The sequence below is a fragment of the Azospirillum rugosum genome, assembly GCF_017876155.1.
In the GTDB taxonomy this organism is placed as follows: Bacteria; Pseudomonadota; Alphaproteobacteria; order Azospirillales; family Azospirillaceae; genus Azospirillum; species Azospirillum rugosum.
The window spans coordinates 232,599-248,519 of sequence record NZ_JAGINP010000004.1 but is presented as its reverse complement, the minus strand read 5'-3'; the positions used below and the strand labels follow the sequence as shown (position 1 = coordinate 248,519).

The 15,921-nt window shown below is 70.3% G+C and carries 1 protein-coding gene; it reads left to right on the top strand.

The features are described from left to right. Positions 1–311 precede the first annotated feature (311 nt). Positions 312–15,842, top strand: coding sequence for an Ig-like domain-containing protein (locus tag J2851_RS07525; RefSeq protein ID WP_209765356.1), 15,531 nt, complete (start codon positions 312–314; stop codon positions 15,840–15,842). Positions 15,843–15,921 lie beyond the last annotated feature (79 nt).

Sequence of the window (15,921 nt, the reverse complement as noted above, 5' to 3'; positions counted from 1 at the left end):
ATGCCTATGTCACATTCAAGTATGTCGTGCAAGAGCATCGATGAAGACAAATTCACGGTTGGTAAATGAAAGGTAAACGACGCTCTTTAAGCGCTGAGTGAGGAGAAAATTTACATTTCATTAAACTGGCTGCAGCTTTCAATTGCGAAACCGCCGCTGCGGAGTGAATGAATTTTTATAATTTCCCTGGTGGTTGTGGAAATTTGGCGCGGTGTGCAATTTTCGGCACAACGAACACTGAACGCGCCCGAATGGGCGTGACGTAAAAAACCAAAGTCAAACGGGTCGAGCAGGCGGGGCAGAGGCAGGTCATGGGCATCATGAAGCGCACGGATGCTAAGCGGGTTTCGAAGGTTGAGGCGCCGATGGACGGGGCTGCCCAGGGGGTCGTCCCGGCGGCCGTCACGGCCATCGCCCTTGAGCCCCGCTTCCTGTTCGACGCGGCCGGGGTCGCCACCGCCGTCGAGGTCGCCCATGCCGACGACCACGCCATTCCCGCGGCGACGCCGGACACGCACGCGGTCGACCAGCAGCTGCTCGCCGGGCTCGCGGCGCAGCCGGCGGCCGCGGACGTCGCGGCACAGCCCGCGGCAACCCCCGCCGCCCCGGCGCCCGCACCGGCCCTGCCGGCGCACGAGGTCGTCTTCGTCGACGCGTCGGTTCCGCAGTACGACAAGCTGCTCCAGGGTCTGCCGCCGGCCACGCAGGTCGTGACGATCGACGCCAATCGCGACGGCCTGGCGCAGATCGCCGACGCGCTGAAGGGCCAGCAGAACGTCACCGCCGTCCACATCCTGTCGCACGGCTCCGCGGGCGAGATTTCGCTCGGCAACGCGGAGATCAGCAGCGCCACGCTGGCGACCCACACGGCGGAGCTGGACGCGATCAAGGGCGCGCTGGCGCCCGGCGCCGACATCCTGATCTACGGCTGCGACGTGGCGCAGGGCGAGCAGGGCGTCGCCTTCGTGAACCGCCTCGCCGCCGCCACCGGCGCCGACGTGGCCGCCTCGGTGGACGACACGGGCAGCGCTACGCTTGGCGCCAACTGGGTGCTGGAGGAGCACACCGGCGCCATCGAGACCTCCATCGCCGTCAGCGCGGCGGGGCAGGAGGCCTACCAGGGCCTGATGGCGAACATCCTGCCGGGCTCCGCCGGCTGGACGCCGCTGATGCAGGGCACGCTGTTCGATCCGAACAACGACACCCAGGCCAAGGCCGCGGACACCGATCTCGTCGGCGACACCTCCCACGCGGTGCTGTACGGCGCCTACGACAACAACGGCACGCCGGACAACCCGAACGACGATTTCCTGGCCTTCCGCATCCGCATCGACAACCCGACCAGCTCCACGGAGTTCGGCGGCGTCGCGGTGATCGGAATCGACGCCAACCAGGACGGCCGCATCGACCTGTTCCTGGCGGTGGACGGGCGCAACAACACGCAGGCGGTCCGCATCCTCGATCCGGGCACCGGGCTCAACAACTCGCCCAACACGACGACGACCTCCGCGCTTCCCGCCGGCTGGCTGCCCAACAACGGCGTCTATTCCTTCACCGCCACCAACTATTCGGTCGCCGCGGTCAGCGCCGCCAACGACCCGCAGTGGACCGGCAACAGCGACCTCGGCAACGACGGCAAGACGGACGTCTTCGTCAGCTTCAAGATCCCGATGGCCGACATCGCGAGCGTGCTGGCCAAGCCGTCGGCCACCGACCGCAGCGGCAACGTCGGCCCGCGCGGCACCACGGGCATCGCCGGCTTCACCAAGGACACCACCGTCTCCTACGTCCTGATGACGGAGACGCAGCCGGGCCCGATCAACGGCGACCTGGGCGGCGTCGGCGCCAACTACGACAAGAACGCAACCTTCGCGCAGCTGGGCGCGATCACCGGGCCGATGACGCCGTCCAACCCCGTGGCGGTGGGCCAGTCGGTGACCATCAACCACACCATCGGCGACGGCAACCTGTCGGCCAGTGAGGACGGCGCCGTCCTGCTGCAAGGCAAGGTCGGCTCGACCACCCCGAACGGCTCCTGGGTCAAGATCACGGTCACGGACAGCGGCAATCACAGCGTGACCGGCTATGCCCAGGTCAGCGGCGGCGCCTGGCAGATGACCAAGGATCTGTCCTCGCTCAACGACGGCACCCTGTCGGTGTCGGCGGAGTTGTGGACGACGGGCACCAACACTGGAACGCGCGTCACCAATTCCGTCGGCGACAGCACCACCGTGCTGCACGACCGGACGCCGCCGGTCATCGCCGTCTCCGCCCTGGCGACGGCCGGCCAGCCGACGATCAGCGGCACGTCGGACCTGCCGGTGGGCTCCACCCTCACGGTGACGGTCGATCCCAACGGCGACGGCATCCTGACCGACGCCGTCGTCTACAAGACGACCGTGAAGGCCGGCAACGTCTGGAGCATCGACACCGCCGTCGCGGCCCCCTTCAGCGGCGCGGTGGCCGCCGGCGGCTTCACGCGCACCGCCGGCGTGGCGGTCAGCGGCACCGACGACGCGGGCAACAGCACCAGCGTGCTGGCCATCACCAAGCCGACGGTCAACACGCTGACCACCAACAGCGTCACCCCGACGATCAGCGGCACATGGGGGGGAGCCAACGGCGGCACCGACAGCCTGTCGGTCCGGGTCAACAACGTCACCTACACCACGGCCACCGGCCTGACGATCACCGGCACCGTCTGGTCGGTCGCGCTGACGGCGAACACCGGCGCCAACGCGCTGGCGTCCGGGCAGAGCTACGACGTCGTCGCGACGGTGACCCGGACCTCGCCCGGCGGCAGCACGACCGACGCCAGCGTCAACGAGTTGACCGTCATCGCCGGCCCCTACGTCGACATCGGCAACGACGGCGCCGGCACCGCGGGCACCGCGGCCTCCGCCAAGCCGACGATCACCGGCAAGGCGACGGCGAACGCCGTGGTGGTGCTGGTCATCGACCTGGACAACAGCAGCGCCACGACCAACGACCGGGTCACCTACTCCGCCACGGCGGACGGCAACGGCGATTGGTCGGTCGACCTCCAGTCCGCCTCGCCCATCGGCGGCACGCTTCCCGCGGCCGGCCTGTCGGGCACCGTTGGGCTGGTGGCGACGGTCACCGACAGCAACGGCGGCACCGCCACCGACACCAAGGCCCTGACGATCTCCATCCCGTCGCTGACGATTTCCGGCATCAGCAACGCCCTGCCGATCGCGTCGGGCGTCACCGCCGACGGCATCCTCAACGCCTCGGAAGACGACGCTGCGGTCGTGACGATCAGCGCCACCAACGTCGCCACCAACCAGACGATCGCGGTCAGCGTCTCCGACGGCGCACACAGCGCGGTGACCGGCACGGCCGTCTATGACTCCGTCAGCGGGACGTGGAAGGCGACGCTGAACCTGTCGTCGCTGAACGACGGCACCAACAACCTGACGGTCACCGCCACCTACGGGCAAGCAAGCGCGAGCACGACCGTCAGCCACGACGTGCAGGCTTTCGCGACAGTCGTCTCCAAGGAGATTTCCAGCACCAGCGGCGCCACCATCACCGGCACGGCGGACGCCACCGCCAGCTCCCTGACCGTGACTCTCGTCGCCTACAAGCAGAACAACGGCGGTGGAAACAACGGAACCACCTACACCGCGCAAACGCCCATCGTCTACACGACCAGCACCGGCCTCACCTTCAGCAACGGCGCCTGGTCTGTGCCGGTGCCGACCAGCGGCGGCGTCATCAACCAGAACGGCGAATATTACGTCGTGACGGTGTCCGGCACCGACGCCGCCGGCAATTCGGTGAGCGCATCCGGCCAGGTCACGAAGATCAGCGGCACGGCGCCGACCGTCACGATCGGCGCGATCGCCACCGACAACATCATCGACGCCACCGAGGATTCGGCCCTCTCCATCACCGGCACGACGAGCGTCTCGAACGGCATCGTCAAGGTGACGGTCACCGACGGCACCAACAGCATCACCCAGGAGGTGACGGCCAGCGGGACGACCTGGACGCTGAACAACCTGAACCTCCACGCCTGGAAGGGCGGCCCGATCTTCGTCGAGGCGCAGCTGCTCGCCTCCAGCGGCAGCACGACCGTCTGGGCGGAGGCGTCGGCCACGCCCACCCACACCCTGGCCGTGCCGCCCACCATCGCCATCAGCACGCCCATCGGCGACGGCAACCTGTCGGCCAGCGAGGACTCCTCGGTCACGGTGACCGGCACGACGACCAACGCGGCCGGCAAGACCGTCACGGTCACCGTCACCGACGGCACCACGACGAAGACCGGGACCGCCACGGTCGGCAACGACGGCACCTGGTCCGCGACCTTCACCGGCGCCAACGTGCTGTCCGGCCTGAACGACGCCACGCTCCAGGTGTCCGCGTCGGTGACGGCGAACGGATCGACCGCGACCGCCAACGCCAGCGTCCTGCACGACCGGACGCCGCCGGTCGTCTCCATCGCGCCGCTGCTGACGGCGGGCACGCCGGTCATCACCGGCAGCAGCGACCTGCCGGCCGGCTCCGTCATCACCGTCACCATCGACCCGGACAATGTCAGTGGGACGGCGTCGGCGGTCAGCTATCAGGCGACGGTGCTCGCCGACCACAGCTGGTCGGTGGACCTGTCCTCCGCCACTCCGACCAGCGGCAGCCTGCCGACCGGCGGGCTGACGGCCTACGCCAAGATCACCGCCACCGGCCAGGACGCCGCCGGCAACGGCACCACGGCCACCGCGCTCGACAAGCCCGTCGTCGACAGCCTGCTGACCAACAGCACGACGCCGACCGTCACCGGCAGCTGGGCCAACATCGCCGGCCAGACGCTGTATGTCGTCATCAACGGCAAGGCCTACGGCGCCACCGCCGGGCAGTCGGTCACGCTGGGCGGCACCGCCTACACCACCGTGGCCGGCCTGAGCACCAGCCTCGACCGCTGGTCCGTCACCACCCAGGCCCTGGCCGCCGGCACCTACGAGGTGGCGGCCTACGCTGTCAGCGGCGCGACCCAGGCCGCCGACGCCACCGCCAACGAGCTGGTGGTCGACCTGACGGCGCCAGCCGTCGCGATCGCCACGATCACGGACGACACGGGAAGCTCCACGACCGACTGGATCACCAAGGACGGGACGCTGGTCTTCACCGGAACCGCGGAGGCCAACGCCAACGTCCTGGTGACGCTGACCAACGCGGCGGGCGCCACGGTCTTCTCCACGACCGTCGTCGCCACGGGCGGCGTCTGGTCGGTGGACCGCACCGGGCAGGCCGCGCTCGCCGACGGCGCCTACACGCTGACGGCCGTGGCCAAGGACGCGGCGGGCAACAGCGCCACCGCGACGCGGAGCCTGACCGTCGACAGCTCCGCCACGCTGGCCGTCACCACCAACCACAAGGCGGCGTCCACCGCCCCCGTCATCACCGGCTCCAGCGACCTGGAGGCCGGCCAGAGCATCGACGTGACGGTGAACGGCGCCACCTACCGCGTCCAGGCCCAGGCCGGCGGCGGCTGGAGCCTCGATCTCGCCACCGCCCAGCCGACCTCCGGCACGAAGACGGCGCTGGTGGACGGGCAGAGCTACACCATCACCGCCACCGGCATCGACGTGGCCGGCAACACGGCCACCGCCGGCAAGGCGATGCTGGTGGACGTCAGCGCGCCAAAGGTCGCCATCGTCAGCCCGCTGGACTGGAACGGCGGCAACAGCAACGGTGTCCTCACCCTGGCGGAGGACGGCAGCGTCGTCATCAAGGGCACCACCGCCAAGGGGGCCTCGACCACCGCGCTGGCCGGCGGGCAGATCGCCGTCACCATCACCGACGGCACGACGACGATCAGCGACACCGCCACCGTGCAGGCCGACGGCAGCTGGAGCCTTGCCGCGCTGAACCTGCGCGGGCTCGCCAACGGCACCATCACCGTCGCGGCCACCTACGTGGATTCGAGCGGGGTCGCCTACACCGACGTGGCAACCGTCCTGCACGACAAGAGCGGCCCGGTGTCCATCGACGGCATCGGCAGCGACACGGGCGCGCCGGGCGACTTCGTCACCGCCGACCAGACGCTGGTCTTCCGCGGCAGCGCCACGGCGGGCCAGCCCGTCACCGTGACGCTGACGAATTCCGGCACCGGCACCGTTTTCAGCGGCACCGTCACCGCGGGGGCCAACGGCACCTGGACCTACGACAACCAGGGAAACACGCTTTCCAGCGGCACCTATACGCTGACCGCCACCAGCAACGGCACCACCGCCACCCAGGCCATCACCGTCGACGCCGCGGCGCCGGCGGGCCCGGTGACGGTCGCCAGCCAGACCACGGGAAGCGTCACCCCGACCATCACCGGAACCGCGACGGTCGGCGCCGGAGAGACCCTGACCGTCACGGTGAACGGCAAGACCTACACGGCCGGCGACGGCAGCCTGACCCTGACCGGCACCTCCTGGTCGCTGACCATCCCGGCGTCGGACGCGCTGACCCCAGCCAGCACGGACAACGGCTTCAACGGCAAGTACTCGGTCACCGCGACCATCCGCGACACGGCGGGCAACACGCTCACCGACACGACGAGCGACGAACTGACGATCACCGACGTCACGAAGCCCGTCATCGACCTGGACAGCGTCGCGAGCGGCCTCGGCCATGGGGGCACCAGCACGGACGGCGCCGCGGTCAGCCTCGACAACGACAGCGCCGCCGCCACGGTGGTCGAGGCGAACAAGCTCCAGAACGTGACCGTCACCGCCGGCGGGTTGCAGAACGGCAGCAGCGAGAAGCTCATCCTCGGCCAGACGACGGTCGCCGCGGACGGTTCCAGCGGCAGCAAGCTGGACATCCTCGTCGGCAACGTCCGGGTGAACCTGAGCTACGCGTCGGGCGTCTTCACCATCACCAAACACGACTGGTCCAGCCTGACCGCCGCCGAGGCGCAGGCGGTGATCCGCGACATCCAGTACCAGAACGCGCTGGGAACCGGCTCCACCGCCGGCCAGCGGACCTTCGCCTTCCGGACCGTCGACCAGGCGGGCAACCTGTCGGACGCGGCGACGGCCACCGTCACGCTCGCCTCGGGAAGCAGCCCGACGCCGACGCCCACCCAGACGGTCGTGATCAGCAAGGCCGTGGACGACGTCGCCCCACGCACCGGCGATCTGGCGAGCGGTGCCGTGACCAACGACACAGCGCCCGAACTGCAAGGCACCATCAGCGCCGTCCTGGGCGCGGGCGAGGTCGTGGCGGTCTACCGGGGTGCGACCCGGCTGGGCACCGCCACGGTCACCGGCACGACGTGGACCTACACCGATACGGCCCTCAGCAACGGCTCGACTTACAGCTACACCGCGCGGGTGGAGAACGCCACCAACCAGGGCACGCCCTCCACCGCCTTCAGCCTGACCATCGACACGGCGGCGCCAAGCGCGCCGGGGTTGGCATTGGTGATGGACAGCGGGGCGAGCGGCAGCGACCGGATCAGCAACGTCGGCACGGTGACCGTCTCTGGCCTGGAGACCGGGGCGGCCTGGGAGTACACGACCAACGGCGGGACGAGCTGGACCACCGGCACGGGCAGCAGTTTCACGCTGGCCGAGGGCAGCTACGCCAACGGCGCGGTGAAGGTCCGGCAGACCGACACCGCCGGCAACCTCGACAGCGAAGCCAGCCTGGGCGCCACGGTCATTGATGCCACCGCGCCGGTGGTCGCCAGCGCGACGGTTTCCGGAACGTCCCTGGTGCTGGGCTACACCGAAGCGAACCGGTTGGACGCGGTCAACCTTGCGGGAACCAATGCCTTCACGGTGAAGGTCGGCGGCAGCACCGTCACCGTGTCGGCGGTCAGCGTGGATGCGGTCAACAAGACCGTCACGCTGACCCTGGGCAGCGCGGTGGTCGCCGGGCAGAGCGTCACCGTGTCCTACGCCGATCCGACCCTGGGCGATGACGCGAGCGCGACGCAAGACGAGGCGGGCAACGATGCCGCCGGCTTCACCGACCGGGCGGTCACCAATTCCACCCCGGCGACCACGCCCACCCAGACCGTCGTCATCACCAAGGCGGTGGACGATGTGGCGCCGAAGGTCGGCGATTTGTTGACCGGAGCGAGCACGAATGACACCGCTCCGGAACTGCGCGGCACGATCAGCGCGGCGCTCGGCACGGGCGAGGCGCTGGCGGTCTACCGCGACGGCGTGAAGGTCGGCACGGCGACGGTCAGCGGCACCAATTGGACCTACGCCGACAGCGGGCTGAGCAACGGGGCGACCTACAGCTACACCGCGCGGGTGGAGAACCTCGTCAACCCGGGCACGGCCTCCACGGCCTTCGCCCTGACCATCGACACCACCGCCCCGGCCGCGCCGGCCCTGGCCCTGGCGACGGACAGTGGCACGTCCGCGAGCGACCGCATCACCAAGGTCGGCACGGTGACCGTGTCCGGCCTGGAGAGCGGAGCGACCTGGGAATACAGTCTGGACAACGGCGCGAACTGGACGGCGGGTTCCGGCAGCAGCATCGCGCTGAGCGGGGATGGGGCCAAGTCGGTGCTGGTCCGACAGACCGACGCGGCCGGCAACACCTCGGCCAACTCCGCGGCGTTTGCCTTCACGCTCGACACCACGGTGGCCGCGCCGAGCGTGGCGCTCGCCACCGACAGCGGCACGTCCACGAACGACGGCATCACCAAGCTGGGCACGCTGACCGTCAGCGGCGTTGAGGCCAACGCCACGGTCCAGTACAGCAGTGACGGCTCGAACTGGAGCGTCACGGCTCCGACGCTGAACCAGGGCAGCAACACCGTCCACGTCCGGCAGGTCGATCTCGCCGGCAACGTGTCCAGCGCCACGCCCATCACCTTCACCTACGACACGGCGGCGCCAAGCGCGCCGGGTTTGGCGCTGGCGACGGACAGCGGGGCGAGCGGCAGCGACCGGATCAGCAACGTCGGCACGGTGACCGTCTCCGGCCTGGAGACCGGGGCGACCTGGGAGTACACGACCAACGGCGGGACGAGCTGGACCACCGGCACGGGCAACAGCTTCACGCTGGCCGAGGGCAGCTACGCCAACGGCGCGGTGAAGGTGCGGCAGACCGACACCGCCGGCAACCTCGGCAGCGAAGCCAGCCTGGGCGCCACGCTCATCGATGCCACCGCGCCGGTGATCGCCAGCGCCACCGTGTCCGGCACGTCGCTGGTGCTCGTCTACACCGAAGCGAACCGGCTGGACGCGGTCAACCGCGCCGGCACGAACGCCTTCACGGTGAAGGTCGGCGGCAGCACCGTCACCGTGTCGGCGGTCAGCGTGGATGCGGCCAACAAGACCGTCACGCTGACTTTGGGCAGCGCGGTGGTGGCTGGGCAGAGCGTCACCGTGTCCTACGCCGATCCGACCCTGGGCGATGACGCGAGCGCGACGCAGGACGAGGCGGGCAACGACGCGGTCGGCTTCACCGACCGGGTGGTCACCAACTCCACCCCGGCGACCACGCCCACCCAGACGGTGATCATCACCAAGGCGATGGACGACGTCGCGCCGCGGACCGGCGACCTGACCAGCGGGGCGAGCACCAACGACACCGCGCCGGAACTGCGCGGCACGATCAGCGCGGCGCTCGGCACGGGCGAGGCGCTGGCGGTCTACCGCGACGGCGTGAAGATCGGCACGGCGACGGTCAGCGGCACCAATTGGACCTACGCCGACACCAGCCTGAGCAACGGGGCGACCTACAGCTACACCGCGCGGGTGGAGAACCTCGTCAACCCGGGCACGGCCTCCACGGCCTTCGCCCTGACCATCGACACCACCGCCCCGGCCGCGCCGGCCCTGGCCCTGGCGACGGACAGTGGCACGTCCGCGAGCGACCGCATCACCAAAGTGGGCACGGTGACCGTGTCCGGCCTTGAGAGCGGAGCGACCTGGGAATACAGTCTGGACAACGGCGCGAACTGGACGGCGGGTTCCGGGAGCAGCATCGCGCTGAGCGGGGATGGGGCCAAGTCGGTGCTGGTCCGACAGACCGACGCGGCCGGCAACACCTCGGCCAACTCCGCGGCGTTTGCCTTCACGCTCGACACCATGGTGGCCGCGCCGAGCGTGGCGCTCGCCACCGACAGCGGCACGTCCACGAACGACGGCATCACCAAGCTGGGCACGCTGACCGTCAGCGGCGTTGAGGCCAACGCCACGGTCCAGTACAGCAGCAACGACTCGAACTGGAGCGCCACGGCTCCCACGCTGAACCAGGGCAGCAACACGGTCCACGTCCGGCAGGTCGATCTCGCCGGCAACGTGTCCAGCGCCACGCCCTTCACCTTCACCTACGACACGGCGGCGCCAAGCGCGCCGGGGTTGGCATTGGTGACGGACAGCGGGGTGAGCGGCAGCGACCGGAACAGCAACGTCGGCACGGTGACCGTCTCCGGCCTGGAGACCGGGGCGACCTGGGAGTACACGACCAACGGCGGGACCAACTGGACAGCCGGCACGGGCAGCAGCTTCACGCTGGCCGAGGGCAGCTACGCCAACGGCGCGGTGAAGGTGCGGCAGACCGACACCGCCGGCAACCTCGGCAGCGAGGCCAGCCTGGGCGCCACGCTCATCGATGCCACCGCGCCGGTGATCGCCAGCGCCACCGTGTCCGGCACGTCGCTGGTCCTCGGCTACACGGAAGCGAACCGGTTGGACGCGGTCAACCGCGCCGGCACGAACGCCTTCACGGTGAAGGTCGGCGGCAGCACCGTCACCGTGTCGGCGGTCAGCGTGGATGCGGCCAACAAGACCGTCACGCTGACTTTGGGCAGCGCGGTGGTCGCCGGGCAGAGCGTCACCGTGTCCTACGCCGATCCGTCCGTCAGCGACGACACAAACGCCACGCAGGACGAGGCCGGCAACGACGCGGCCAGTTTCACCGACCGGGCGGTGACCAACGCCACCCCGGCGACCACGCCCACCCAGACGGTGTTCATCACCAAGGCGGTGGACGACGTCGCGCCGAAGGTCGGCGATTTGTTGACCGGAGCGAGCACCAACGACACCGCGCCGGAACTGCGCGGCACGATCAGTGCGGCACTCGGCACGGGCGAGGCGCTGGCGGTCTACCGCGACGGCGTGAAGGTCGGCACGGCGACGGTCAGCGGCACCAATTGGACCTACGCCGACACCGGCTTGAGCAACGGCTCGACCTACAGCTACACCGCGCGGGTGGAGAACCTCGTCAACCCGGGCACGGCCTCCACGGCCTTCGGCCTGACCATCGACACGGCGGCGCCGAACACCCCGGCAATCACCTCGGCGACGGACGACGCCGTTCCGGTGATCGGCACCGTACCGAACGGCGGGGTGACCAACGACAGCACGCCGGCCCTGACCGGCACGGCGGAGGCCAACAGCACGGTCAGCGTCTACGACGGCGCGACGCTGCTCGGCACGACGACGGCGAACGGGTCGGGCGTCTGGACCTACACGCCGTCGACGCTGAGCCAGGGGCCGCACAGCTTCACCGTCACGGCGACCGATGCCGCCGGGAATGTCAGCGGCGCCTCCACGGCCTACGCGCTCACCATCGACGCGGCACCGGTCGGCACCGATAACACCATCAGCACGCTGGAGGACAGTTCCCGTACGCTGACGGCGGCCGATTTCGGCTTCACCGATGCCGACACCGGCGACACGCTGGTCAAGGTGAAGGTGACGCAGCTGCCCTCCGCGGGGACGCTGGCGCTGAATGGCACCGCGGTCGTGCTCGACCAGGAGATTCTGCGGGCCGACATCGACGCCGGCAAGCTGGCCTTCACCCCGGCCGCGAACGGCAACGGCGCCGGCTATGCGAGTATCGCGTTCAGGCTGTCCGACGGCACCGTCTACGCGGACGCCGCCAATGTCCTGACCATCGACGTCACGCCGGTGAACGACGCGCCGGTCGCCACGGCGAGCAGCGTCACCATGGCGGAGGACGCCACCCGCGCCTTCCAGGCCAGCGACTTCGGCTTCACCGACGTGGAAGGCCACGGACTGGCGGCGGTGATCATCACCTCGCGCCCGGCGGCCGGCACGCTGGCCTACAACGGCACGGCGCTCACGGCGGGCGACGTGGCGTCGGGCTTCGTGGTGGCCGCGGCGGACCTCGGCAAGCTGACCTTCACGCCGGCGCGCGACGCCAACGGCACGGGTTACGCCAGCTTCGCCTTCAAGGTCCAGGACAACGGCGGCACGGCCAACGGCGGGCAGAACACGTCCGCCGCGGCGACCCTCACCATCAACGTCACCCCGGTGAACGACGCGCCGACCGGCGCCGACAAGACCGTCGGCACGGCGGAGGACACGCCCTACACGCTGGCGGCGGCCGATTTCGGCTTTGCCGACGTGGACGCGGGCGACGCGCTGGCGGCGGTGACGGTGACGCGGCTTCCCGCGGCCGGCACGCTGACGCTGAATGGCATCGCCGTGACGACCGACCAGGTGATTTCCAGGGCGGACATCGACGCCGGCAAGCTGGTCTTCACCCCGGCCGCCGACGCCAACGGCGCCGGCTATGCCAGTTTCGCGTTCAAGCTGTCGGACGGGGCCCTCAACTCGGCGACCGCCAACACCATCACGGTCGACGTGTCGGTGGTGAACGATGCGCCCCTCGCCGTAGCGCAGACCGTCGCGGCGGTTGAGGACGTGGAGCGGACGATCACGCTGTCCGGCACCGACGTCGATGGCGACGCGCTGACCTACCGGGTCAACCGGCCGGCGGCCGGCACCCTGTTCCAGGTCAACGCCGACGGCTCGCGGGGCGCCGCGATCACCGCGGACGGCACCGTGGTGACCGACGGCGCCCACCGCGTGATCTACGTGTCGGCGGTGGACGGCAACGGCGCCGGCCACGGGACCTTCACCTTCACGGTCTCGGACGCCTCGGTCGCGAGCGCGCCGGCCACGGTGACGGTGAACGTCGCCCCAGTGAACGACGCGCCGGCCCTGACCGGAACGAAGGCGACTTTGGCGGCCGGCACCGAGGACGCCCCGTATACGATCCGCAAGGCCGACCTGCTGGCCGGCTACACCGATGTGGACGGCGATCCGCTGACCGTGGCCGACCTCGCCGCCGACCATGGCACGCTGACCGACAACGGCGACGGCACCTGGACCTTCACGCCCGACGCCGACTACAACGGGCCGGTCAGCCTGACCTACAGCGTGACGGACGGGCAGGGCGGCCGCACGGCGGCGGCGCAGGCCTTCGCCCTGTCGGCGGTGAACGACGCGCCGGCCCTGACCGGAACGAAGGCGACGCTGGCGGCCGGCACCGAGGACACGGCTTACGTGATCCGCAAGGCCGACTTGCTGGCGGGCTTCACCGACGCGGATGGCGACACCCTGTCGGTCACCGGGCTTACCGCGACCAACGGCACGCTGACCGACAACGGCGACGGCACCTGGACCTTCACGCCGAACGCCGACTACAACGGACCGGTCGGCCTGGCCTACAGCGTGACCGACGGCAAGGGCGGATCGGTGGCCGCGTCCAACGGCTTTGCAGTGGCTGCGGCGAACGACGCCGCGGTGATCGGTGATCCGACCTCGGCCGCGGTCACCGAGGACGCGAACGTCGCCAACGGCAAGCTCATCGCCACCGGCACCCTGTCCATCCGGGACGTGGACGCGGGGGAGGGGACGTTCCGGACGACGGTCGGCAGCGACCAGGGCAACCTCGGCAGCCTCGCGCTCCAGGCCGACGGGACCTACGCCTATTCGGTCGACAACAGCGCCGTGCAGTTTCTGGGGGCCGGGCGGACCAGGACCGACAGCTTCACCGTCACCTCCTTCGACGGCACCAGCAAGCGGATCAGCTTCACCATCACCGGCGTCAACGACGCCGCGGTGATCGGCGGCACCGATGCCGGCACCGTCACGGAGGACAAGGACGTCACGGCCGGCGGCCAACTGGTCACCGGCGGAACGCTGACCATTGCCGACACTGACACCGGCGAGGCGAGCGTCCAGCCGCAGGCGGGCACCGCGGGGCGCTACGGCGTCTTCGCGCTCGCCGCCGACGGTCGCTGGACCTACGCGGCGGACAACGCGCAAACCGCCATCCAGCGGCTCGGCGCGGGGGAGACCCTGACCGAGACCTTCACGGTCAAGGCGCTGGACAGCACCACGCACACGGTCACCGTCACCATCACCGGGACCAACGACGCGGCCGCGATCGGAACGCCGACCGTGTCGTCGGTCACCGAGGACCTGAACGTCGCCAACGGCGCCCTGACCGCCGCGGGCACCATCGCGATCAGCGATGCGGACCAGGGGCAGGCGGCGTTCCAGACCGCCGTCGCCTCCAGCGCCGGCAATTTGGGAAACCTCACGCTCCAGGCCGACGGGCGCTACGTCTATGTGGTGGACAACAACGCCGTGCAGTTCCTCGGCGCCGGCCAGACCAAGGTCGACAGCTTCACCGTGACGTCCAAGGACGGCACCACGCGGCAGGTCGCCATCACCGTCAACGGCGCCAACGACGCACCCGCCTTCACCAGCGGCCCGGCCAGTGCGGCCTACGCCGACACGTCGGCCCCGGACACGTTCCAGCCCTTCACCGGGACGCTGGCGGCGCGCGACGCCGACGGCAACGCGGTGACGTTCGGGATCGGCGGAGGCACCGTCCAGGGCGGCCTCGTCACCAAGGCGGGCGCCTACGGCACCCTGACCGTGAACAGCGCGACCGGCGCCTTCGCCTTCGTGCCCGACGCCGCCGCCATCGATGCGTTGCCGGGCAGCGTGAACCCGGTCGAAACCTTCACGGTGACGATCGCCGACGGCCAGGGCGGGACGGCGTCGCAGACCCTGACCATCACCCTGGCGGGGGCGAACGAGACCCCGGCCGTCACCACCACGCCGGTGTCCGCCCCGACGGACACGCCGGTCGCCCAGCCGGCGCCCCCGACCGTCACGGCGCCCACGCCGGTGGTTCTGGTCACGGTCGAGCCCACCCGGCCGACGACGAGCACCAGCGTCTCCCAGGCTGTCGCGTCGGTGCTGAGCGCGACGGCGCCGACCCTGCCCCGCGCGTCCATGGACCTGACGGCGCAGGACACGTCGCCGAGCGTGGCGGCGCAGACGGCGACGGCCCGCGACCCGGGTGGCCAGTCGTCGTCTCCGACCGGCTTCGCACCGTCCTCGTCCTACCGCGGGAGCAGCCTGCTGCCGCCGTCCGTGTCCTTCGTCGCGTCCGCCGACACGCTGGGCGGCGCCAGCCTCATCACGGTCGGCTCGGTCGGCGACCGGGTCGTCACGCCCGGCCAGCCGAACCTGATCTCCGTGCCGGCCGGCACCTTCCAGACGTCCGACCCGAACGCCCACATCACGCTCCAGGCGTCCCTGTCGGATGGCTCCCCGCTGCCCGCCTGGCTGAAGTTCGACTCCGGGAACGGCACCTTCAGCGGCAACCCGCCGCCGGACCTGAAGGCGACCATCAGCATCAAGGTCATCGCCCGCGACGACCAGGGGGCCCAGGCGACGACGGAGTTCCGCCTTAACATCGGCAACAACGCGTCGGACGGGGCGGCGGATGCGGCGCCCCAATCGGCACCCAGGCCGGCGGCCGGGCGGGGCAACGCGGACGGCAAGGCTCCCGCCGGCGCTCCGAACGGTGCGGAGGAACAGCCGAATGCGCCCGCCGAAGCCACGCCGTCCGAGACCACGCCGGCAAGTCCAGAACCCGGCAAGCGCGCCGACGCCGATGCGGTCAAGCCGCCGGTCGGCAAGCTGGCCTTCTCGCGGCAGGTCAACGCGCAGGCTCCGAGCGGGCTGCTGGCCGAAGGGGAGGAACTGCTGCGAAGCCTCCAGATGCTGCTCGCCGGGTAAGCCGCGGTCGCTCAAGGCGCGCGGCGCGCCAGGGACCTGATCGCGCAAAACGGTTTCACCCGCGCATCGATCAGGACTC

Coding starts and splice junctions, on each gene's coding strand:
- J2851_RS07525 (WP_209765356.1), top strand. CDS start 312: ATGGGCATCATGAAGCGCACGGATGCTAAGCGGGTTTCGAAGGTTGAG.